Source organism: Pseudolabrys sp., from assembly GCF_035943735.1.
In the GTDB taxonomy this organism is placed as follows: Bacteria; Pseudomonadota; Alphaproteobacteria; order Rhizobiales; family Xanthobacteraceae; genus Pseudolabrys.
In genome coordinates this window covers 343,621-366,567 of sequence record NZ_DASZBV010000019.1, presented here as the reverse complement: position 1 = coordinate 366,567, position 22,947 = coordinate 343,621, and the positions used below count along the sequence as shown (strand labels likewise).

Genomic DNA, 22,947 nt, shown 5'->3' with positions numbered 1-22,947 from the left:
GATGGATTTCAGGCACTACAGGATGGAGAACCGGCCGACGCTGATGAATGGCTCGGAGGCCTGGTGGGTGGTGGACGGTGAATGGCGGATGCTCGACACATCCGAAGCCTTCATGAACGCCGTCTTCATTGGCGAGAGCGTCTTCGGGCGCCGTTTCAAATTCCTCCCGCCGCTTCCGGTCGGCGCTTTCTCGGCGCCTATCCGCCTGCACTGATTGTCGCCAGCGGCAGATTGTCGCCGCACGACAGTCGATCCGACAAGCCCAGGTCGGAACTTCAGACGCATGCAATTCGAACGCGAACTCGGGCCCATTTAGCCGGCAGATATAAAATCTGATCGTGTCGCCGGCTGCACGATGCGCTCACTATATGTCCTGGAAAGATCTACAGATCGCACCGGAATATCCCGCCGAGCGAGGAGGCTGCGTCTTGCAACCTATCGTCGTCGAAACTGCGTCTCCCGGGGGGCGGTTTTTCGCTGTGCCAAAAGAACATATTATCAAACTTTATCGGGCATTTATTTCATCGTCTCACTGATTGATTCGGAGAGTGGTCATACAACCGACATCGACGATTTCCGAAGGACCCGGACGCTGGCGCGCGGTTGCCGCGGCTTCCATCGGCAATGCGCTCGAGTGGTTCGATTATATCATCTACGGCTATTTCGCCGCGCATATCGCGAAGCAGTTCTTTCCGTTGGGGAGCGATGTCGAATCGCTGCTCGTGGCCTTCGCGACTTTTGGAATTACATTTCTCGTGCGTCCCTTCGGCGCGATCGTGCTGGGCGTGTTCGCGGACCGGCATGGACGAAAGGCAGCCCTTGTTCTGGCGATTTCGCTGATGATGCTCGGCACCGCGATGATCGCCGTTACGCCGGGTTATGCGGTGATCGGATTGTGGGCGCCGGCCGTTATCGTCGTCGCCCGCCTCGTGCAGGGCATCTCCGCGGGTGGCGAGTTCGGCAGCGCGACGGCGTTCCTTGCCGAGCAGGACCCTAAACGGCGCGGCTATTTCGCCAGCTGGCAATTCGCCAGCCAGGGCATGACGACAGTGCTCGCGGCGGCAACCGGAACCATTCTGGCGGACGTGTTGACGGGCGACCAGATGGCGCACTGGGGCTGGCGCATTCCATTTGTCATCGGGCTGCTGATCGGGCCGATCGCTTACTACCTTCGGCGCGCGGTCGATGAAACGAGCGAGTTCCGCGCGATGGCGGAACCTGGAAGGCCGCTCCGCGATCTTTCGCAGGCAAAACTGAGATTGCTCGTGTCGGTCGGCGCCGTGGTCCTTTGCACGGTGGCCATGTACACGACCTTGTTCATGCCGAGCTTCGCGATGCGGCAGCTTGGCCTGCCGCAAGCGGGCAGCTTCCTGGCGACGTTGCTCGCCGGTGCATTTCAGATCGCCCTCGTCCCGTCTTTCGGTGCGATATCCGACAGATTCGGACGGCTGTCGGTAATGGTCCCCGCGGCCATAGCGATGTTGCTGATCAGCTATCCGATGTTTGCATGGATGTCGGCAGTTCCGACACTGCAGACGCTGCTGTTTGTCCAAATAGCGGTCGGCGTCGTCGGCGCCGCCTATATGGGACCGCTGCCGGCGCTGATGTCGGAACTGTTCCCGGCCCGGATGCGGACGACCGGTCTGGCGGTCAGCTACTCTTTGAGCGTCGCGATATTCGGCGGTTTTGCGCCATTCGCCAATGTCTGGCTGATCCGGGCCACCGGCAGCAACGTCGCCCCCGGCTTTTATCTAATGGGCGCGGCCGCCATCAGCCTGGCCACGCTTGCGCTACATCGCCGTTTGCGATTTTAGCGGAATTCCTGCCCGCCACGCCGCCGGACAAATCAAAGGTCTAGTTGATCGCCCTTTGTAGAGAAACCGTTTACCACGTTCGTAAAGCGAATTGCTAGCAATGAACCTCTAATAATGCCTGTTGAATCGATGTCTTGATGGCGGATCGCACATCCATCGCGGTGTGCGCGGGAACGGGACATGCAACACGCGACCGCGAAAGCGGCAGTCATAGAGTGGTTGGATCTGGCGATCCCGGACCAGCAACTGCATTTTGAACTAGTGCAGGCGCTGTACGGAACGCCGAAGTCCATCCTCGGCGCCACCGTCGCGGCCCTCGGCATCATCGCGATCACCGCGTTCATGACCGGCGATTATGCCTACGGCTGGTTTTTCGCCGGCTTCCTGCTCGTCGGAGCGGTGCGCAACGGACTCATCGTTCTGCGTCGCGCCCGCCAGCACAGCGCGGATGACAGCGCCGCAACGATCCGCTGGGAACGTCGCGCGCTTGCCGGCGCGTGGGCTTTCGCCCTGCTCGTCGGTGTCGCCGGCGCCTACACCGTCATTGCGCATCCGGGAGCCGACGCCGAGCTGCTCGTCAATTGCTGCGTGATGGGCTACATCGCCGGCATTTCCTCGCGCAACGCCAGCCGTCCGATCATATCGATTGGGCAGGTGTCACTGACTGCCATTCCGTTCGCTCTCGCGATGCTGGCGCGGCCGAACGTGGTGCATGTCGTTCTCGCCGTCTTCCTGGCCGTTCTGTTTATCAGCATCGTCATGATCTGCCGGGCGGTGTTCGAGAATATCGTCTCGCGCCACACCGCCTTCCGCAAGATCGAGCTGATCGCCCAGCGCGATCCGCTGACCGATCTCCTGAACCGATCGGCGTTCATCGACCTCCTGCAAAGCCGCCTTGAAAGCATCGCCAAGACCGGCGAGACCGTCGCGCTCGTGCTCATCGATCTCGACCGCTTCAAGGACGTGAACGACACGTTCGGGCATCAGACCGGCGACGTGGTCCTCAAGAAGGTCGGCGACCGGATCAGGTCGGCCGTGCGGCCGAGGGACGAAGTTGCGCGAATCGGCGGCGACGAATTCATCGTCATGCTGTCGGACACGAGCGAAGACGAAATCCACGCGGTGACGCGCAGGATTTTTACGAGCTTCGGCGATCCCATCAAGGTCGGAATGACCCGGCATTTCTGCGGCGCCAGCGTGGGCTACGCCATCGCGCAGGGCGGCACGACGCTCGATGTCCTGTTCCGCAATGCCGACTTGGCTCTCTACGAGGCGAAGCAGGCCGGTCGTGCGCAGATCGTGCGCCACACCGCGGGCATAACCGAGCGCTACGATCGCCGCATCGAGCTTGAACATGACCTGCAGCACGCGCTGCAGAACGACGAATTCGAGCTGGTCTATCAGCCTATCGTGGATCCGCGCTCGCGCCGCGCGATCTGTTGCGAAGCGCTGCTGCGGTGGAACCATCCGAAGCGCGGGCAGATCAGCCCGGTCGAATTCATTCCGATCGCCGAGTCGACGGGCTTGATCGTGTCCATCGGCGCCTGGGTGCTCGCCACCGCCTGCCGGGAAGCGACGCGCTGGCCGTCCGACATCAGCCTCGCGGTCAACCTGTCGCCGGTGCAATTCCGCCGCGGCAACGAGCTCGTCGATATGGTCGTGAGCACGCTCGACAGCGTCGGCCTTCCGGCGCGGCGCCTCGAATTGGAAATCACCGAATCCGTGCTCATCGAGGACTCGGCGACGGCGCTCGCCATGCTCGAGGGCCTGCGCGGGCTCGGCGTCGGCATCTCCCTCGACGATTTCGGAACGGGATTCTCTTCGCTCGCTTATCTCAACGACTTCCCATTCTCCAAGATCAAGATCGACCGCAAGTTCTCGCAAGGCGTGGAGACCTCGCCGCGCACGGCCGCGATCATCGGCGGCGTAGCCAAGATCACGCGCGACCTGCGCATCGAGCTGGTTGCCGAAGGCATCGAGTCGAACAAGCAGCTGCAGCGCATGCTCGGCTTCGGCATAACCGCGGTGCAGGGGTTCCTGTTCTGCCCGCCGGTGCGCGCCGATAAGCTGCTGGACGTGATCAGCACGCCGTTCGCGCCGCAAGGCACCGAGGGCGATGCCGAACAGAGCCGGCTCGGTACGGCGCACTTCCGGAAGATTGCGTCGTAGCCAGCTGGCAGGTTAGCGCTCGGTCAGGAACCGTTCGAGCACCGCCATGCGCATGAACTTCGACAGCCGGACCTGCTCGAAATACATCGCATTCGGCAGATTGTCGCAGCTTGCGTCGATCTCGTCGTGCCGCGGCAGCGGATGGTAGATCAGCGCTTCCGACGCGATCCGAACGAGCTTCTCCGCCGTCACGACGTGAGTATCGGGCGTAGACTTCGGCGAGATATAGCCCGAGGCCGCTGGCTCACCGATGTCCGACATGTCGTACGGCGCCATCATCACTGCGTCGCACTCCGCGAGGGCGTAGGCGATCTCGGTGACCAAGCGGCAGCGAATCTGGGCCTCGGCGAAGATCTCGAGCACGTCGCGCGGGATGTCGTAGTAGGACGGCGGGCAGAACACCACTTCCCGTGGGGCCTCGTAACGCAGCAACCACGCAAGCGAGCGAACCGTGCGCCCTCGCGGATCGCCGCCGAAGGCGATGCTCTTGCCGCGGATGCCGCCAAGCCCTCGCCTGAGCGCAAATATGTCGATGAGCGCCTGCGTCGGATGTTCGTTCCATCCGTCACCGGCATTGATGACCGGGCTGACCGATTTGGCCGCCATGCGCGCAGCGGCGCCGACCTCGTGATGACGAACGATGATGGCGTCGCTGAAGCGCGACACGACCGAGGCGCAATCCTCCAGGCTCTCTCCCGATCGCTGGTTCGAACGCGAAGCCGACATGTCGTCGACGCCAATGACGGATGCCCCAAGCGCTACCGTCGCCGCCTCGAAGCCCATGCGGGTGCGCGTGCTCGGCTGGAAAAACAGTAAGGCGACCGCCTTGCCCGCATAGACCGACAGTTGCCGACGACCCGCTTCGAGTTCAGCGGCGACACGGCAATAGCGATCGACCTCGTTGCTGTCGATTTTGCTGGCCGAGAGCAGATGCGATACCGCGCCGGACTCGTGCGGTAAAGTGAAGCTCCTCTTTGGCGCTTGCACCACGACCGACGCCATGACCGAGCCTCAACAACAACACCAGCGGCACCACGTTTACGATATCTTAACGAAGGATGCTCGCTCCGCAAGCAAACAGACGCATGGTTCCGCGCTGGACTGGTATTCCGATGGGGCGTTAACCATGTTTGGTGTGGAGGGACCGTTCCAAGTCGAGCGCCGGGAGCGCGATGCGACGAAATGCGCGACCGCGCGCCGGCGCTAACGCCAATTTCGACTATGCGTCGCGGGCCGTCGGCCATTCATAAACGCCGTCGTCGATGTGACCGTGCCGACGCCCCTTCAATCTCGCGCGCTTAGGGCTGCTCCGGTCGAGCGGGCATCCGGCAATCGACAATTCAGATCGCCGCGGGTTCTCCGTGCAGACGCATGCGCGCGCATGGTCGCCATCGCCGGGTTGCTCTCGGCTTCGAATGTTCCGTTCCCGATGCTGCGCTTAAGCGGCGTTACACCATGATCAATGTCGACCGGTTTACTTAGGGGATTTTGAATAAGTCCGATCGATCATGGCGATATGCCGATCGAATTTCTTCTTCGAAACTTCACGAAAAAGTTGCAGGCGATGGCGGCCACGCGTGCGCGTCCGCCTATGGCGGCCGATCTTGTCGTGTCGGCGTCGCCCTGGCGTTCGCATCCGGTACGCTGGATCGCGCTTGCCAGCGCCCTCGTCATAGCGGTCATCATCGGCGCCGTGTGGATGCTGCTGTGGGACCTGCGCCAGGAGCAGATCGCCAAAAGTAGCGAGGACATGGAAAGCCTGTCGCTCGCCCTGAGCGAGCAGATCGACCGCACTTTCCAGTCGATCGATTTGCTGGAAGCGGGCGTGATCGAACAGGTCGATCGGCTCGGCGTCGCGAATTCGGCCGAATTGTCGCAGCGAATGTCGGACGAGGACACGCAGCATCGCCTGAAGGAGCAGGTCCGTGGGCTGCCGCATGTCGATGCCCTGATTGTCGTCAACGCAGACGGAAGGCTGGTCAATTTTTCCCGTTACTGGCCGATCCCCGATATCGCGAGCGCGACCGATCTGATTCCCCGCTTCAAAGCGGACCCGTCTGCGCGCCGCCTTGTCGCCGACCCCGTCCGCAGCCCGGTCAGTGGCCAGTGGGTGATGGGGCTCGCGCACAGGCTCTCGGGCCCGCGCGGCGAGTTTCTCGGCTTCGTCCTGGGAACGATGAAACTTAGCTACTTCGAGGACTACTTCCAGAGCGTGGCGCGCAACCACGATCACTCCATCGGGGTCTTCGACGCCAATGCCGTTCAGATGGCGCGCTTCCCGCGCGACGACAGTCTGCGTGGTCATTCATTGTTGGGTCGCGATATCTTCAAGGTGCTTGCGAAGGCGAGCCACGGCACCGTTCGCCAACACGGCCTGACCACGCGTGGTGACCTGCTGATCACCGGGCGCAAGCTCGCTCATTATCCTCTCTCCATCGTCGTCACGCGGCGGCTCAGCGACGCGCTCGACAGCTGGCAGTATGCCGCCATCTATGTTGCAGGAGGCGCGGCACTCATCGTGCTCCTGATCGCTGCGCTCTCGTGGGCCATGGCGCGCAAAATCTGGCGCAATGTCCAGGCGCAGAATCGCCGACTCGACACCGCGCTCAACAGCATGATTCAGGCGCTGGCCATGTTCGATGGCGAAGGGCGGCTGATCATCTGCAATGAGCGTTATCTCGAGATGTACCGCCTGTCGCGTGCGGCGCTGACACGCGGGACGCGGCTTAACGACATTCTGCGCATGCGGCTGGAAAACGGGACATATCAGCCGGGCGCGTTCGAGCACGCCGACAGGTTTGTCGAGCACGTTCTGGCCGAGATCGCACTTGGCCAGGAAATTGTGCTGACTCAGCATCTCAACGACGGCCGGATCATTATCGTCAAGAACAAGCCGATGCCGGGCGGCGGCTGGGTGACGTCGCATGTCGACGTGACCGAGCACGAGCATTCGGCCGAGCGCATGCGGCAGATGCAAAACTTCCTCGACATGATTGTCGAGAATGTGCCGGTGCCGATCTTGGTCAAGGACGTGCCACGGAATGCGACGGACGCTGCCGACTGCCGGTACAGCCTCATCAATCGCGCAGGCGAGGATCTGTTCGGCGTCTCCCGGGACGAGTTGATCGGCAAGACCGCGGCGGAGATCTATCCGAAGGAGCGTGCCGATTTCATCGTCGCCGAGAACAACGAGACCTTGCGGTCGGAAGAGCCCATCGTGGTCTCCGACCACGAGGTGCATACGCCGGCAAACGGCATTCGCTATGCCGTCGGCAAGAGCTTTGCCGTGCGCGACGACGCGCGCCGCCCCCGCTATCTCCTCACCGTTCTCGAGGACGTCACCGATCGCCGGCGCTGGGAGCAGCGCATTTCGCGCATGGCCCATTACGATGCGCTGACCGATCTGCCGAATCGCGCGACCTTCAACGAAGTCCTCGAGGCGGCGATCGCGCGTGAGGGCAAATCCGGTGGCGCACTGGCAGTTCTCTCGCTCGACCTCGACGGATTCAAGGAAGCGAACGACACCTATGGCCATTCGGTCGGCGACGCGCTGCTGCGCGAGGTGGCGCATCGGTTGCAGGAAGCCGCCGGCACGGCCTTCGTGGCGCGGCTCGGCGGCGACGAGTTCGCATTGATCGTATCCGACGGGGTGCAGTCGGGTGCGGCCACCACCGTGGCGAACGAGATCCTGAAGGCGCTCGCCGCTGAGATCGCGATCGGAGATCGCAAGATTACGGTCGGCGCCAGCATCGGCGCGGCGCTGTATCCGCGCGACGGCGCGGACGCGGCCACTTTGATGATCAACGCCGACATCGCGCTGTATCAGGCGAAGGCGAAGGCGCGCGGTACGATGCTGTTCTTCGTCGCGGAAATGGGGGAGAGCGCCCGTGAGCGGCGCGCGCTGCAGCTCGATCTCGCGGGTGCGATCGAGCGGAACGAACTCACGCTGCACTATCAGCCGCAAAAGACGATGGCGGGCGAGACTGTCGGATTCGAGGCGCTCTTGCGCTGGACCTGCAAGGGGCGCGGCGCGGTGCCACCATCGGTCTTCATTCCGATCGCGGAGGAGAGCGGGCTGATCCACCCGATCGGCGAGTGGGTCATGCGCGAGGCCTGCCGCGAGGCCGCGCAATGGCCGAGCGCGCTAACGGTGTCCGTCAATCTCTCGCCGGTGCAGTTCCGCGATCGGGATCTGGCCGGCCTCGTGCATTCGATCCTGTTGGAGACCGGACTGCCGCCGCGGCGGCTCGAACTGGAAATCACCGAAGGCGTGCTCATCGACGATTCAGCGCGTGCGCTTGCGGTGCTGCGCCGGCTCAAGGCGCTCGGCGTGCGCGTCGCCCTCGACGATTTCGGAACGGGCTACTCGTCGCTGTCCTATCTGCACGCGTTCCCGTTCGACAAGATCAAGATCGACAGGACATTCGTCGGCGGTATCGAGACCAACCAGCATTCGATCGCCATCGTACGCGCCGTGATCGATCTCGCCCAAAGCCTCGGCATCCCGGTGCTGGCGGAAGGCGTGGAGACTGCAGGCCAGCACCTGCTGCTGCTGCGCAAGGGCTGCGACCAGATTCAGGGCTACCTGACCGGGCGGCCGCAGCCGATAGAGACCTACGCCGATCTCGTCGGTCGAGGGCGCGTGTTCAAGCCGCGGCGCGTGGCAGGCTAGCGAACGGCGTGGTCTTGCAGCGGCGCGCCGGTGAGCGCCATGCGCACCTTTTCCCGTAACTCGCCGCTCACGAAGGGCTTGCTGACAATCTGGCGGTCGCTGACGCCGGTGAGCGCTTCACGTTCGGCAAAGCCGGTCACGAACAGGACCGGCAATGAGACCCGCCGCGCGTGCACCTGACGCGCCAGTTCGGCGCCGCTCATGCCCGGCATAGCCAGGTCGATGACTGCGAGGTCGATGTCGCTGCGCCCCTCGAGGAGGGCCAGCGCCGCCTCGCCATTTCCGGCCTCCAGCACGCTGTAACCCATTTCTCGCAGCATGGCGGCCGTGACGTCACGTACCGCGCCATCGTCGTCCACCAGCAGGATGCCGGCGCCCGGCCGCGCCGCCGGAAGCGCCTCGCCGGCCGCAGCCGTCACCGCGTCCGGCTTCGCTTCGGCGCGCGGCAGGTAGATGTGCACGGCCGTGCCTTTGCTCGGCTCGGATTCGAGGCGTACGCCGCCGCCCGACTGCTTGGCGAAGCCGAGCACCTGGCTCAAGCCCAGGCCCGAACCCTTGCCGATCTCCTTGGTCGTGAAGAAGGGCTCGAACACCTTAGCCCGCACCTCGGCGCTCATGCCGGAGCCGGTGTCGCTGACGCAAATCGCGACGTAATCGCCGGCCGCCGGCTCCTCGGCCGATTTCGGATGGCCCAGGCGCACGTTCGAGGTCGCTACCTCGAGCGTGCCGCCGATCTCCATGGCGTCGCGGGCGTTGATCGCCAGGTTGAGCACCGCGATGTCGAGCTGCGTGCGGTCGACCAGCGCCGGCCAGATGTCGCCGGCCAGGTGCGTGCGGATCGTCACGCTGCCGCCGATCGTGCTTTGCAGCAGGTCGCGCATGCCGGCGATGGTTTCGTTGAGGTCGACGACTTTCGGCTCCAGCCGCTGCCGCCGCGCGAACGAGAGCAACTGGTCAGTGAGCTTGGCGCCGCGCTCGGCCGCCGCCCGCATATAGGTGAGACGCTGCGTGGTCTTGCCGTCGATGCCGGCCTTGTCGAGAGCGCGTTCGATGAAGCCGATATTACCGAGCACGACCGTGAGCAGATTGTTGAAGTCATGCGCGACGCCGGAGGTGAGCTGGCCGACCGCTTCGAGGCGCTGCATCTGCCGCAGCGTCGACTCGACGCGCTCGCGCTCCTCGATCTGCGCCATCAGCTGCCGGTTGGCCGTCGCGAGTTCCGCGGTGCGATGTTGCACACGCGTTTCCAGTTCCTCGTTCAATCGGCGGAACTCATACTGACGGCGTCGGCCGCGCATGTTCGTGAGTACGACGCTGACCAAAGTGGTCGGATGGAACGGCCGCTCGAGGAAACTGACGTTGCCGAGCGTGGCGTTGAGTTTGGCCGCCTCCGGATTGCGCTCGACGCCGCCGCCGTGCTCCGTCAGCACGATGAAGGGAAAGTCAGACCAGGGCGGCTGCGCGCTGACCCAGCCGGCGAGCGCGCGCGTGTCGCCGCGCAACGCCTCCTCGGTGATGATGGCCATGTCCGCGCCGCGCCGAAGCTGCTGCAGAAGGTCATCGAGGTCGCGACAGACGATTGTCGAGAGCTGTGCGTCGTTGAGGATGTCGCGCGCGACCAAGGCGTCGCGGCCGCGCGGTGCGAGGATCAGCGCGCGCTCGAGGGGAAGCGGCGTAATGACACTCAAGTGCGACCCATCAGATTCTCGGATTGACCGACGAAGGTCGGCACGCCGCGCAGCACGCCCTGGAAGCCGTGCAGTGGCTCGCCGACGTGGATACCGCTGCCGTCGATGCGGAACTCGCGGATGGTATCTTCATGCGGACCGCCGCGCTTCTTGATGACCGATATCGCTCGCCGCACCCGCCCGAGCGCCTCGAAATAGCGCAGCATGATCACGCTGTCGGCAAGATAGGTGAGATCGACGGGCGACTTCATTTCGCCGACCATACCGGATTGCGCGAGCGTGAGGAATGTCGCGACGCCGCGGCGGTTCATGTGCTGCAGCAATTCGTGCAGATGCAGTGTGAGGAACTGTTCCTCGGGCATCGACGCCTGATAGCCGTTGAGGCTGTCGATGGCCACGGTACGAATGTTCTCGTCATCGACCGCATTGCGCACGTGACAGGCAAATTCGCCGGGCGAAAGTTCGGCAGCGTCCATCTGCTGCACGATCAATTTTCCGGCGTCGCGCATACCGGCGAGATCGATACCCAACCCTTTAGCCCGCGAGAACAGCAAGCCTAACTCCTCATCGAACACGAACAGCGCCGCGCGTTCGCCCCGCTTGATGGCCTCGCGCAGGTACTGCATGACGAGCAACGTCTTGCCGGTGCCGGCCGGGCCGATGAGAAGCGTGCTCGACCCCGACGGCAGACCGCCGCCGACGAGTTTGTCGAGCGCGGGGACGCCGCTCATGCGCAATTCGCCGGTGAAGCCCTTGCGCTGCTCGGCCGCCACCAGGCGCGGGAAAACCTGCAGGCCGCCGGCACCGATGATGAAGTCGTGGTACCCGCCGCGGAATGCCTGTCCGCGACACTTGGCGACGCGCAGCCGCCGCCGCTCGGCGCCGTACAAGGGCGCCAGTTGTTCAAGCTGGGTGACGCTGTGCGCGATGCTGTGCACAGCACGGTCATTGGTTTCGCCGGTCAGGTCGTCGAGCATGACGACGGTCGAATGATGCTTGGCGAAATAGTGCTTGAGCGCCAGGATCTGACGGCGGTAGCGCAGCGAACTCTGGGCCAGCAGTCTGATCTCCGAAAGACTGTCGATGACCACGCGTTGCGGCCGCACGCGCTCGATGGACTCGAAAACGCGGGTGATGGCCTCGCCGAGTTCGAGATCGGAGGAGTACAGAAGGCTCTGGTGCTGCTCCGGATCGAGCACGCTCTCCGGCGGCACCAGTTCGAATATCTCGATCGAAGGTTCGATGATCCAGCCGTGCGAGCGGGCGCCGTCGCGCAGCTCGTGCTCGGTCTCGGCGAGGGAAACATAGATTCCGGCCTCCCCGGCCTTTGCCCCGGCGAGGAGGAATTGCAACGCGATGGTGGTCTTGCCGGTGCCCGGGCTGCCCTCGAGGAGGTGCATACGATCGCGGGTCCAGCCGCCGCCTAATACTTGATCGAGGCCGTCCACGCCTGTGCTGGCGCGCGGCAAGAATACTGTCGTGGCGTCCATGACGTCCCGCTAAATGGTTCGGTCCGAGTTGGAAGGCCTACCGACGAGAAGCCCACGGCGGCCAAACTTTCGAGTTCCAAAACGCACGAGAATTCCCGCCGGTTCCATTTCGGACGGCACGGAAATACCACGTCAATTCAGAGTGATACGGGCGTGAGGGGCGGCCGCCGGGCTATTGCGGCGCCACGCGCTTGCTCTCGTCGGCGGTGAAGAGGGCGACCAGCGCGCGCTTGATCGCTGCCTGGCGAGTCGGCGAGGTGATCTGGGCGCCGAGCAGGTCGGTTACGTAGAAGACGTCGATCAGGCGCTCGCCAAACGTCGCGACATGCGCCGAGGCGATATTGAGGTTGAGCTTCGATAATGTCGCGGTCAGCTCGTAGAGCAGGCCGGTGCGGTCGAGCCCCGTGACCTCGATCATCGTGTAGCGATGGGACCACTGGTTGTTGATGGTCACAGTCGGCTCCAGCGCGAAGGCGCGGATGCGGCCCTTCGGCGCGGCGCGCTTGCCGACCATTTCCGGCAGGCGGAGTTGTCCGCGCAGCGCCTTCTCGATCGTGTCGGCAATGCGCGCGGCGCGCCGCTGCTCGTCTTCGTCGCGCTCGAACTCCCGCGACAGCGAAATCGTGTCCAGCGCGCGGCCGTCGGTGGTCGTGTAGATCTGCGCGTCGACGATGTTGGCACCGCCCATCGCGCAGGCGCCGGCGATGATCGACAAGAGCCACGGGTGGTCCGGCGCAAGCAGCGTCAGCTCGGTGACGGCGCGGTTCTCGTCGAAGCCGGTCATCGTGGCCAGCGTGTTTCCGCGCGCGTCGTTCTCTTGCATGAAACGCGCGTGCGCGATCTTGTGCGGCAGGTCGACCTTCAACCAGTAGGGCGGATAGTGCTTGGCGATGTAGGCGTCGATCTGTTCCGCCGACCATTCGGTCATGGCGGCACGGAATTCCTGCTGCGCCATGGTGACGCGCTGGGCCCGATTGACCTCGGAGAAGCCGCCGGTCAGCACCGGCTCGGTCTCGTAATAGAGCGTGCGAACGAGCTGCGCCTTCCAGCCGTTCCATACGCCGGGGCCGACCGCCTTGATATCGGCGGTGGTGAGGATCGTCAGCAGCTTCAATTGCTCGGCCGATTGCGCCACCGCCGCGAAGTTCTCGATCGTCTTGCGGTCGGACAGATCGCGCGATTGCGCGACGCTCGACATGACGAGATGGTTTTCGATGAGCCAGGCCACGAGCTCGGTATCGGCGGCAGAGAGGCCGACGCGCGGACAGAAGCGGCGGGCGACGCGCGCGCCGGCAGTGGAATGATCTTCGGGCCGGCCCTTGGCGATGTCGTGCAGGAACACAGCGACGTAGAGAATCTCGCGGCTGCCGGGCTGCAATTTGTGAATGAGCTCGTTGGCGAGCAGGGTATCGTTGCTGCTGCCGCGCTCGATTTCCGCCAGCACGCCGATGCAGCGCAACAAATGCTCGTCCACCGTATAGTGGTGATACATGTTGAACTGCATCATCGCGACGATCTTGCCGAACGACGGGACGAAACGGCCGAGTACTCCGGCTTCGTTCATGCGCCGCAGTACGGTCTCCGGGTCGTTTTTGGACGTCAGGATGTCCAGGAAAAGGGAGGTTGCCTCCTTGTTCTCGCGCAGCTTGGCATCGACAAGCTTGAGCGAGCGCCGCAACGCGCGCATCGCGTCGGGATGGAATGCGAGATTGTGCTTCTGCGCCAGATGGAAGATGCGGATGAGATTGACCGGATCACGCTCGAATACGTCCGGCCGCGCGCAGAGGATCCGATTGTGCTCGACGATGAAATCGCCGCTTTCGCTCAGGCTGCGCCGGCGCACCGGGCGTAGCCGCGCCATGACGCGGCTGAGCACAGGCACGCTCTTGGCGTGACTGTCTTCCAGATCGGTGCAGAGGATGGCCGTCAGGTCGCCGACGTCCTTCGCGACCAGGAAGTAGTGCTTCATGAACCGTTCGACGTCCTGCTGGCCCGGATGCTCGGTGTAACCGAGCCGCACGGCGACCTCGCGCTGGATGTCGAACGACAGCCGCTCTTCGGCGCGGCCGGTGAGGAAATGCATGTGGCAGCGCACCGACCAGAGGAAATCCTCGCAATGGCGGAACAGCTGATATTCGCCGCGGTCGAACACGCCTCGTTCGATCAATTCGGACGGCTCGCGGACACGGTAGACGTATTTGGCGATCCAGAACAACGTGTGCAGGTCGCGCAGGCCGCCTTTGCCGTCCTTGACGTTCGGCTCGACCAGATAGCGCGATTGGCCGCTGCGGCGGTGGCGCTCCTCGCGCTCGCCGAGCTTGGCGGCGACGAACTCGGCGGCGGTGCCGCGCACGACCTCGTCGTCGAAGCGCTTCACCATGTCGTCGAACAGAGCCTTGTCGCCGAGCAGGAAGCGCGCCTCGAGAATGGCGGTACGGATGGTCATGTCCGCCTTGCTTTGGCGGATGCATTCGTCGATCGAGCGGGTGGCGTGGCCGACCTTCAGGCCGAGGTCCCACAGGCAGTAGAGAATGGCTTCGGCGACCGACTCGCCCCACGCGGTCTGCTTGTAGGGCAGCACGAACAGGAGATCGATGTCGGAGCCGGGCGCCTGCAGGCCGCGGCCGTAGCCGCCGGTGGCGACGACCGCCATCCGTTCGGTCTCGGACGGGTTCTGCGACGGATAGAGATGCTTGCGCGTGAAGTCGTACAAGAGGCCGATGATCGCATCTTCCATCCGGCAGATGCGTTCCGCGCAGCCGCGGCCGTGGCGATCCTTCAGCAGGCTTTCCTCGGCCCTGGTGCGGCCGGCCTGCAGCGCCACCTTGAGCTTCTGGGCAATCGCGGTGCGCAGCTCGGCCTCGTTGCCGCTGTGCGATGCCGCCAGGGCCTCGAGTTCGGCGGCAATGGCGGCGACGTCGATCAGCTCTCCCGGTCGTGCGGCAGCGTCATTCGCGGAGCGGGGCTTTTCTTCGAAAGCAAGCGAAGTCATGACGCACTCGCATAGCCGAGCGCGGCGGAGGTGTCACGCGGGCCGGGAAAAGATATCGTCGGCCGTCGGCGGCTGCCTAAATTCCGGTCATTTCCGGCCGAAGTGAGGGTTCATGGCCGCCGTGGTTCCCTGCGGCAAAACAGGTCAGCGAGAGAGAGACAGCCATGCGCATGTTCCAGGTCTGCGTCTGCGGCCAGCCCTTGCAATGCAATGAGCAGCCCACGCCCGAGCCCACGGGCACGGAGGTGTTGCTCAAGGTGCTTGCGGCCGGCGTCTGTCACAGCGATCTGCATCTGGCCGAGGGCTTCTTCGATCTCGGCGGCGGCAAACGGCTGAGCCTGCAGGAGCGGGGCATGAACCTCCCCATCACCCTGGGCCATGAGAACGTGGGCGAGGTGGTGGCGCTGGGTCCCGACGCCAAGGGGGTCAAGATCGGGCAGAAGATGCTGGCCGATCCCTGGATCGGCTGCGGTCAATGCGGGCCCTGCCGGCGCAACGAGGACAACCTCTGCTCGGCGATGCGCAGCCTGGGCGTGTTTTCGAACGGCGGCTACGCCGATTACCTCATGGTGCCGCACCCGCGGTACCTGTTCGACATCGGCGACCTGCCGCCGGAACGCGCCGCGCCGCTCGCCTGCTCGGGCGTCACGACGTTCGGCGCGCTGAAGAAGGTGCCGACGCTCAAGACCGAGCCGACCGTGATCGTCGGCGCCGGTGGCCTCGGCTTGATGTGTCTCGCGCTCCACCAGAAGATGGGCGGCCACTCGGCCATCGTCGTGGACATCGATGCGGCCAAGCTGGACGCGGCAAAGAAGGCCGGCGCCAAAGCGGTCGTGGACGCCCGCGCGCCCGACGTAGTCGACCAGATCAGGACGTTGACCAACGGCGGCGCCTGGGCGGTCGTCGATCTCGTTGGCTCGTCGCAATCGGCGCGGCTCGGCTACAACAGCCTCATCAAGGGCGGCAAATACGTGATCGTCGGCCTGTTCGGCGGCGATCTCACCGTGTCGCTGCCGCCGATCCCGATGCGCGCGCTGACCATCCAGGGCTCCTATGTCGGCAGCGTGCCGGAAATGGCGGAACTGATGGATCTGGTGAAACGCAGCGGGCTGCCCGACGTACCGGTGGCGACGCGGCCGCTGTCGGCCGTCAACGCCGCGCTGGACGACCTGCGCGCCGGCAAGATCGTCGGCCGCGTCGTGCTGCAGCCGGCGGTGGGCTGAGCGCACAAATTCGGAGGACACATCGCGATGGATGCCGACCAACTTCGCGCCATGCAGGCACCGATCAAGCAGCGCTACAAGGACGATCCGGATGCAGCCCTCATCACCCTGAAAGCGAAAGGCACGCTTGACGACAGCAACATCGCCTGCAAGGTCGAGACTGGCCGTGCGCTGGCCATGGCCGGCCTGCATCCGGCAACCGGCGGCTCCGGCCTCGAACTCTGCTCCGGCGACATGCTGCTCGAGGCGCTCGTCGCCTGCGCCGGCGTGACATTGAAGGCGGTGGCGACCGCGCTCGCCATTCCGCTCAAGTCGGGCATCGTGTCGGCGGAGGGCGAGCTCGACTTCCGCGGCACGCTCGGCGTCGCCAAGGACGCGCCCGTCGGGTTCCGGCAAATCCGCCTGCGCTTCGATGTCGACACCGACGCGCCGCAGGATAGGCTCGACCAGTTGCTCAAGCTCACCGAGCGCTATTGCGTCGTCTACCAGACCATCAAGAGCGGCCCGCCGGTGGATGTGCAGATGGTGCGGGCGTGAGAAGTTTATTCTCCGCAGGCGCGGCGCCAATTGCAGTGCCCTCTCCCCCGAGCGGGGAGGGCATATCGACGAGCATCGAACCGGGACGCTGGCTGCAAATCGCGCTATAGAACTCCCGCAATGTCCCCCGACCTGCATTTCGCGCTCATTCTCATCGTGAAAATGGCTGTGACGGCCGCCTTTGTGGTGGCCGCAACCGTCACGGCCGAGCGTGCCGGCCCGCTGGTCGGCGGGCTTGTTGCCACGCTGCCGCTGGGCGCCGGCCCCGCTTATGTGTTTCTCGCGCTCGATCACAATACGACGTTCATCGCGCAGAGCGCGGTGGCGAGCCTTGCCAGTAACATCGGCAATGTCGTGTTCGCCGCGGTCTATACGCTGCTGGCGCAGAAACGTTCGCTGCTCGTCAGCTTGGGCACTGCTTACGTTATCTGGATCGTGCTCGGCGTGATCACGAATGCCCAGCACTGGTCCATTGGCGCCGCGCTGGTGCTCAACGTGCTTGTCCTGATCGGCGGCATCTGGCTCGTTCGACCGCTGCGGCACGTGCCGATGATGCGGGTCGAGCGCCGCTGGTACGATTATGCGCTGCGCGCGGGGCTCGTCGCGGCTCTCGTCGGCGTGCTGGTCACGTTCAGTTCTCGCGTCGGCCCCTATGCGAGCGGACTGCTCGCTGTGTTTCCGGTAATTCTGACCAGCATCATCCTCATTCTGCACAACCGGGCCGGCGGCAAGCCGACGGCGGCAGTCATGGCCAATGCGGTTCTCGGACTGACGGGATTTGGCATCGCCTGTATTGCCCTACATTACAGCGCCGAGTCGTTCGGCAAGTGGCCGGGTCTGGCCATCGCGCTCGCCGTGTCGATCGGCTTCAGCCTGAGCGTCTGGCAAGCGCGCCGGCTCGGCTTGCGGGTCTGACGCGCCGATGCTGTTCTTCGCAGGCGGGCTGCTGTTCAAGATCGTGCTGACCGCGGGCATCGTCGTCGCAGCCTCGATGGTGGTCGAGCGCTCAGGGCCGTTCATCGGCTCGTTGATCGCCTCGCTGCCGACGGCCGGCGGCGCGACCATGATCATTCTCGCGCTCGAGCATCCGCCGGCGTTCATTGCCGGCAGCGCCGTCGGCAGCATCGTCTCGAACGCGATCTGCGCCGTATTCGCGCTGACCTATGCGGTCGTGGCGCAACGGCGCTCGCTGGCGGTCAGCCTCACCGCCGCCTTCGCCGTCTGGTTCGCGCTCGCTTTCGCCGCACATTTCGTGCAATGGACCGCGCTCACCGCCATGCTGACCAATCTCCTGGTGTTTCCGCCGGCCATCCTCGCGGGCGCGCGCTTGCGCACGCACATCGTGCGCGAGGGGCGCGTGCATTTCACCGCGGCCGATCTCGCCTGGCGCGCCGGCGTGGTGACCATTGTGGTCATCGTGATCACCGCGGCGAGCTACTCGATCGGCTCCTTCGCCTCCGGCCTGTTCGCCTTCTTTCCGGTGGCGATGAGCTCGTTCCTCGTCATCCTGCACACGCGTCTCGGTGGGCAGGCGGCGGCGAGCACCGCGGCGCATGTGCAGGCGCCGCTGGTCGGGCTCGGCCTGAGCCTGCTCGTCGTGCACGTCATGGCGGTGACGGTCGGCGTCTGGTGGTCGTATCTCGCCGGCCTGTCGGTCGGCATCGGCTGGAACGCGCTTTTGTGGGCGTTGCGGCAACGGCGCCTGAGCGCCTAGGCGATGATGCCTTCCTCGATCGCCTTGATCTGCAGTGCCAGGTAACGCGAGAAGATGCGGCATTGCGCCAGGCTGCCGGCGGTGAACCACAGGCCGGCTTGCGCCGTGCGCCGCCACATGTTGCGCAACTCGCCGCCGTCGTCGAAGCCCCAGACCGGCCCGATCGAGTCGGCGATTCTGTCGCCGAGGAAGTGCCGCACGGCGTCCTGCTGGCTCAGGTAGCCGGTCGCGAGCACCAGCAGATCGGCTGGCACGACGCGGCCGTTCTTCAGCCGCGCGCCTTGCCCCACGAAGCGCTCGATGTCGGCGAATTGCATGAGTTTGATCGCGCCGGAAATGATCAGCTGCGAACAGCCGACGTCGAAGTAATAGCCGCCGCCGCGGCGCAGATACATCATCTGGAAGCCGGTATCGTCCTCGCCGAAATGCAGGCGGAATCCGGCCTTCGCCAGCGCGTCGAGCAGCGGTCTGTCGACCTCTCGGCTCTTGGCGGTCGACAGCTGATACGAGCGCTGCAGCACCGGATAGGGGAACGAGGTGGCAAGCAGGTCGCAGTCCTCGAACGGGATGCCTTCCCGGTAGATGGCGTAAACGCTCTGCGCCTCCGGCAGGCTGACGACGTAGGTCTTGCTGCGCTGGATGATGGTGACGTCGGCGCCGCATGTGTGCAGCTCTTGCGCGACGTCGTGGCCGCTGGTGCCGGTGCCGAGCACCAGCGCCTTGCGGCCCTTCCAGCGCTCCGGATGGTCGAACGCGCCGGAATGCGAGACGACACCGGCGAAATCCTTCAACCCTGGAAGGTCAGGCGTGAACGGAATGCTGCTCACGCCGGTGGCGAAGACAAGATGGCGTGGGCGCACGTGGCGTTCACTGCCGTCCGCGCAGCGCAGTGTCAGCGTCCATCGGTGCTGCGCGTCGTCGTAGCTGCCACTGAGAAGCTCGGTGCCCGTCCAGACGTTCAGCTCCATCGCGTCGGCATAGGCCTCGAACCAGTTGGCCAGCATGTCCTTCGGAATGTAGGTGGGCCAGGTCGACGGGAACGGCATGTAGGGCAGGTGGTTGACGTGCCGCTCGTTGTGCAGCGTCAGCGAATGGTAGCGTTTGCGCCAGTTGTCGCCGACGCGCGCATGACGGTCGACGATCAAGGTGTCGACGCCGAGTTGCGTCAGGCGCGCGGCAATCGACAGTCCGGCCTGGCCGGCGCCGACCACGACGACGGCGGGTTCATGATCGTCGTAGCGCGCCGCCTGCTTGCGGCGGTCGAGCCAGTTCGGGCCGCCATAGTCGCGCAAGCCGGCTTCGTCGTCGGGCGTGCGGCGCTTGAACGCCTCCTCGTGGCCTTTCAACTCGTCCAGAATCGTGACGAGCGTCCATGCGCGCAGCGTGTCCGGTGCCTGCGGGTCCGGCACCAGCCGCAGCACGCCGTTGCAGCGGCCAAGCGCGGTCTCGAACGCGAACAGCGCCTCGATGCACTGCGTGCCGGCGCGCGTGACCCAGCGCGCTGGCGTGCGCTGCGGTGGAATATGAAAATCGCCCGCCTGCGTGCGTTTCGCGGTCTCGTTCAGCCGCGATGAAATAGCGTCGCGGCCGGACATCGTCTCGATGGTCCAGGTGAAGGCGAGGATGTCGCGCCAGAGCCCGTCCTCGATGAACAGCGCGGCCGCGGCACCCGTATCGTTGCCGCGCAACGCCTCGGCAAAACGATCCAGCCAGCGCGCCGTTTCGGCGGGGGCATTCGCATGCGTCCGCTCGGCGACGTTCATCATCGGCCCTTGTCGGCTTTGCCCAACAACTCTTTGAGGCGATAGAGCGCATCCATCGCCTCGCGCGGCGACATGTCGTCCGGATGCAGCGCGGCGATTGCCGCGGTGAGTTTGTCATCCGCCGCGGCCTGCGCCGCTTCCGCCGGCTTGGAGTTGACCGCGAACAGCGGCAGGTCCTCGAAGCCCTTGGGCGCGGCGCGGTCCTCCTGCTCGAGCTTGGCGAGCACGACCTTGGCGCGCTCGATCACGGCGCCCGGCAGTCCGGCGAGCTTCGCTACCTGGATGCCGTAGGAGCGGTCAGCGGCGCCGGCGACGACCTCGTGCAGGAACACGACCTCGCCCTTCCATTCCTTCACCTTCACCGTCGCATTGTGCAGGCGATTGAGCCGCGCCGACAGCGCGGTCAGCTCGTGGTAATGCGTCGCGAACAGCGCGCGGCATCTGTTGGCGTCGTGCAGGTGCTCGATGGCCGCCCAGGCGATCGAGAGGCCGTCGAAGGTCGCGGTGCCGCGGCCGATCTCGTCGAGGATGACCAGCGCACGCGGCCCTGCCTGATTGAGAATGGCCGCGGTCTCGACCATCTCGACCATGAAGGTCGAGCGGCCCCGCGCAAGGTCGTCGGCGGCGCCGACGCGCGAGAACAGGCGGTCGACGACGCCGATCTGCGCGTAGCGCGCCGGCACGAAGGAACCCATCTGCGCGAGGATGGCGATGAGCGCGTTCTGCCGCAGGAACGTCGACTTGCCGGCCATGTTCGGACCGGTGATCAGCCAGATTCGGCCCGCGTCGGTCTCCGCTGGCGGCGATAGGTCGCAATCGTTGGCGACGAAAGGCGTGCCGTCGCGCGACAGCGCCTGCTCGACCACGGGGTGACGGCCGCCCTCGATGGCGAAGGCGAGCCCGTCGTTGATCTCCGGCCGCGCATAATCGCGCTCGGCAGCGAGCGCAGCCAAAGCGCTGGCGACGTCGAGCGACGCGAGCGCGTCGGCACACCGCTTGATTGTCTCGCCTGAAGCGATCACTGCTTGCGACAGCCGCTCGAAAATCTCCAGTTCGCGGCCGAGCGCGCGATCGGCGGCGCTGGCAATCTTGGCTTCAAGTTCGCCGAGCTCGGTGGTGGTGAAGCGCACCTGCCCGGCAAGCGTCTGCCGATGGATGAAGGTGGCGTTGAGCGGCGGCGCCATCAGCTTCTCGCCGTGCTGCGCCGTCACCTCGACGAAATAGCCGAGCACGTTGTTGTGTCGGATCTTCAGCGCCTTGACGCCACTCTCGTCGGCGTAGCGTGCCTGCAGCGCGGCAATGACGCGGCGGGACTCGTCGCGCAGCGCGCGCGTCTCGTCGAGCGCGGCGTCGTAGCCCTCGCGCACGAAACCGCCGTCGCGCTTCATCAGCGGCAGCTCGTCGCCGAGGGCAGCGGCAAGCTCGTGCGCAAGGTTCGCATCCGGGGCACGGCAGGCGGCGAGCGCGTCGGCGATCTCGACCGGCGTGTCTTTCAGCACGGCAAGCGACTGCGCCAACTGCGCGGCGGCGGCGACACCGTCGCGGATCGCGGCGAGGTCGCGCGGGCCACCGCGGGCGAGGGCGAGCCGGGTCAGCGCGCGGGCGAGATCGGGCGCCGCCTGCAATTGCGAACGCGTGTCGGCGCGCGCGGCGACGTCGGCCACGAAGGCGGCGACGGCATCGAGCCGGCGGTCGATGGCGGCAGGGCTGGTCAGCGGCGCGGCGAGGCGCTGCGCCAGCAGACGCGAGCCGGCAGAGGTGACGGTGCGATCGATGACGTCGAGCAGCGAGCCTCGGCGCTCGCCGGCGAGCGTGCGCGTCAGTTCGAGATTGCCGCGCGTCGCCTGGTCGATCGCCATCGTGGCGCCGGCGCTCTCGCGCATCGGCGGCGACAGCGGCGGCCGCGACCCAAGCTGCGTGCGCTCGACATAGGTCACGATGGCCGCGGCGGCCGTCAGTTCGAGCCGCGTCAGCGTGCCGAAAGCGTCGCTGGTCGCCACCGCGAAGTAGGACGTCAGCCGCCGCTCGGCGGTCGCGGAATCGAACACGTCGCGGGTCAGCGGCGTCACCGCCGCGAGCGTCCGCCAAAATGGTGTGAGTTCGGCGTCGGAGTAGAGCGCGTCGGACACCAGCACCTCGCCCGGCTCGAGCCGTGCGATCTCGGCCGCGAGGGCGATGCGATCGCATTCGCAAATGCGGAACTCACCCGTCGAGATGTCGATCCAGGCGAGCGCGAAGCGCGTCTCCTCGCCGACCGACGATAATCGTGCCCGCGCGACAGCGAGCAGATAGTTGTTGCGCCGCGCTTCGAGCAGCGAATCTTCCGTCAGCGTGCCGGGCGTAATCAGCCGCACCACGTCGCGCTTCACGACACTTTTGGCGCCGCGCTTCTTCGCCTCGGCCGGATCCTCGAGCTGCTCGCAGACCGCGACGCGATGGCCGAGCGCGATCAGCCGATGCAGATATTCGTCCGAGCGCGCGATCGGCACGCCGCACATCGGGATGTCCTGGCCGTGATGCTTGCCGCGCTTGGTCAGCACGATGCCGAGCGCGCGTGAGGCGACCTCGGCATCCTCGAAGAACAACTCGTAGAAATCGCCCATCCGGTAGAACAGCAGGCAGTCCGGATTGGCGGCCTTGATCTCCACGTATTGCGCCATCACCGGCGTGACGTGGCCGGTTGCCTCCGCCGGCGCTTGCGCGGCGGATGTCTCGTCAGGCTCATCGAGGCCGATGGGGTGGGTCAGCGCCATGGCCGGGACGCTAGCAGATGCGGCCCGGATTTTCATGGGGCAGGGCGTTCCCACGCCCGTCATGCCCGGCTTTATGCCGGGCATCCACGGCTTTTCACGCTGCGTCAGAAACGAACATGGCCGGCGCGAGGC

At 65.2% G+C, this 22,947-nt stretch carries 15 protein-coding genes; 9 read left to right on the top strand and 6 right to left on the bottom strand.

What is annotated here, in order from left to right; genetic code table 11:
• The first annotated feature begins 1 nt into the window (after position 1).
• The 3 genes from VGV41_RS14610 (at position 2) to VGV41_RS14600 (ending at position 3,983) form a co-directional block, all read left to right on the top strand.
• Positions 2–214: a hypothetical protein gene (locus tag VGV41_RS14610; protein WP_326864595.1), complete on the top strand. Its 213-nt coding sequence runs from the start codon at positions 2–4 to the stop codon at positions 212–214.
• Positions 215–548: 334 nt separating this feature from the next.
• Positions 549–1,814, top strand: a complete 1,266-nt coding sequence (locus VGV41_RS14605) for an MFS transporter (protein WP_326864594.1) — start codon at positions 549–551, stop codon at positions 1,812–1,814.
• A gap of 180 nt (positions 1,815–1,994) precedes the next feature.
• Complete coding sequence (locus tag VGV41_RS14600) at positions 1,995–3,983, top strand: putative bifunctional diguanylate cyclase/phosphodiesterase (RefSeq protein ID WP_326864592.1); 1,989 nt, start codon at positions 1,995–1,997, stop codon at positions 3,981–3,983.
• A gap of 12 nt (positions 3,984–3,995) precedes the next feature.
• Here VGV41_RS14600 and VGV41_RS14595 read toward each other — a convergent pair whose 3' ends face one another.
• Positions 3,996–4,985 (bottom strand): hypothetical protein, encoded by a 990-nt coding sequence (locus tag VGV41_RS14595; RefSeq protein ID WP_326864591.1) that lies wholly within the window; start codon positions 4,983–4,985, stop codon positions 3,996–3,998.
• On the opposite strand from VGV41_RS14595, the gene VGV41_RS14590 reads away from it, so the two are divergent.
• Both VGV41_RS14590 and VGV41_RS14585 read left to right on the top strand, forming a co-directional pair.
• Positions 4,984–5,190 carry a hypothetical protein gene (locus VGV41_RS14590; RefSeq protein WP_326864590.1) on the top strand — a complete coding sequence of 69 codons (207 nt, stop codon included), beginning with the start codon at positions 4,984–4,986 and terminating at the stop codon, positions 5,188–5,190. The genes VGV41_RS14595 and VGV41_RS14590 overlap by 2 nt on opposite strands.
• Before the next feature lie 384 nt (positions 5,191–5,574).
• Positions 5,575–8,655, top strand: coding sequence for a bifunctional diguanylate cyclase/phosphodiesterase (locus VGV41_RS14585; protein ID WP_326864589.1), 3,081 nt, complete (start codon positions 5,575–5,577; stop codon positions 8,653–8,655).
• On the opposite strand, the gene VGV41_RS14580 is transcribed toward VGV41_RS14585, so the two are convergent.
• From VGV41_RS14580 to VGV41_RS14570, 3 genes are all read right to left on the bottom strand, one after another.
• Positions 8,652–10,343, bottom strand: a complete 1,692-nt coding sequence (locus VGV41_RS14580) for a response regulator (protein ID WP_326864588.1) — start codon at positions 10,341–10,343, stop codon at positions 8,652–8,654. The genes VGV41_RS14585 and VGV41_RS14580 overlap by 4 nt on opposite strands.
• Positions 10,340–11,833 (bottom strand): ATPase domain-containing protein, encoded by a 1,494-nt coding sequence (locus tag VGV41_RS14575; RefSeq protein ID WP_326864587.1) that lies wholly within the window; start codon positions 11,831–11,833, stop codon positions 10,340–10,342. Before VGV41_RS14575 ends, VGV41_RS14580 begins: the two co-directional genes overlap by 4 nt.
• Before the next feature lie 172 nt (positions 11,834–12,005).
• A complete protein-coding gene (locus VGV41_RS14570; protein ID WP_326864586.1) occupies positions 12,006–14,825 on the bottom strand; it encodes a [protein-PII] uridylyltransferase in 2,820 nt (939 codons plus the stop codon).
• A 164-nt stretch (positions 14,826–14,989) separates the two neighbouring features.
• Here VGV41_RS14570 and VGV41_RS14565 point away from each other — a divergent pair, with 164 nt between their 5' ends.
• From VGV41_RS14565 to VGV41_RS14550, 4 genes are all read left to right on the top strand, one after another.
• Positions 14,990–16,048, top strand: coding sequence for an alcohol dehydrogenase (locus VGV41_RS14565; protein ID WP_326864585.1), 1,059 nt, complete (start codon positions 14,990–14,992; stop codon positions 16,046–16,048).
• Positions 16,049–16,075: 27 nt separating this feature from the next.
• Complete coding sequence (locus VGV41_RS14560; RefSeq protein WP_326864584.1) at positions 16,076–16,585, top strand: OsmC family protein; 510 nt, start codon at positions 16,076–16,078, stop codon at positions 16,583–16,585.
• A 120-nt stretch (positions 16,586–16,705) separates the two neighbouring features.
• The gene (locus tag VGV41_RS14555; protein WP_326864583.1) at positions 16,706–17,500 is read left to right on the top strand and encodes a hypothetical protein; all 795 of its coding nucleotides are present in this window, start codon (positions 16,706–16,708) and stop codon (positions 17,498–17,500) included.
• A 7-nt stretch (positions 17,501–17,507) separates the two neighbouring features.
• Positions 17,508–18,299 (top strand): hypothetical protein, encoded by a 792-nt coding sequence (locus VGV41_RS14550; RefSeq protein WP_326864582.1) that lies wholly within the window; start codon positions 17,508–17,510, stop codon positions 18,297–18,299.
• Here the strand turns inward: VGV41_RS14550 and VGV41_RS14545 are convergent.
• On the bottom strand, positions 18,296–20,065 hold the full coding sequence (locus tag VGV41_RS14545) for an FAD-dependent oxidoreductase (RefSeq protein WP_326864580.1): 1,770 nt from the start codon (positions 20,063–20,065) through the stop codon (positions 18,296–18,298). The two genes, VGV41_RS14550 and VGV41_RS14545, sit on opposite strands and share 4 nt — an antisense overlap.
• On the bottom strand, positions 20,062–22,815 hold the full coding sequence (mutS, locus tag VGV41_RS14540; RefSeq protein ID WP_326864579.1) for a DNA mismatch repair protein MutS: 2,754 nt from the start codon (positions 22,813–22,815) through the stop codon (positions 20,062–20,064). Before mutS ends, VGV41_RS14545 begins: the two co-directional genes overlap by 4 nt.
• Positions 22,816–22,947 lie beyond the last annotated feature (132 nt).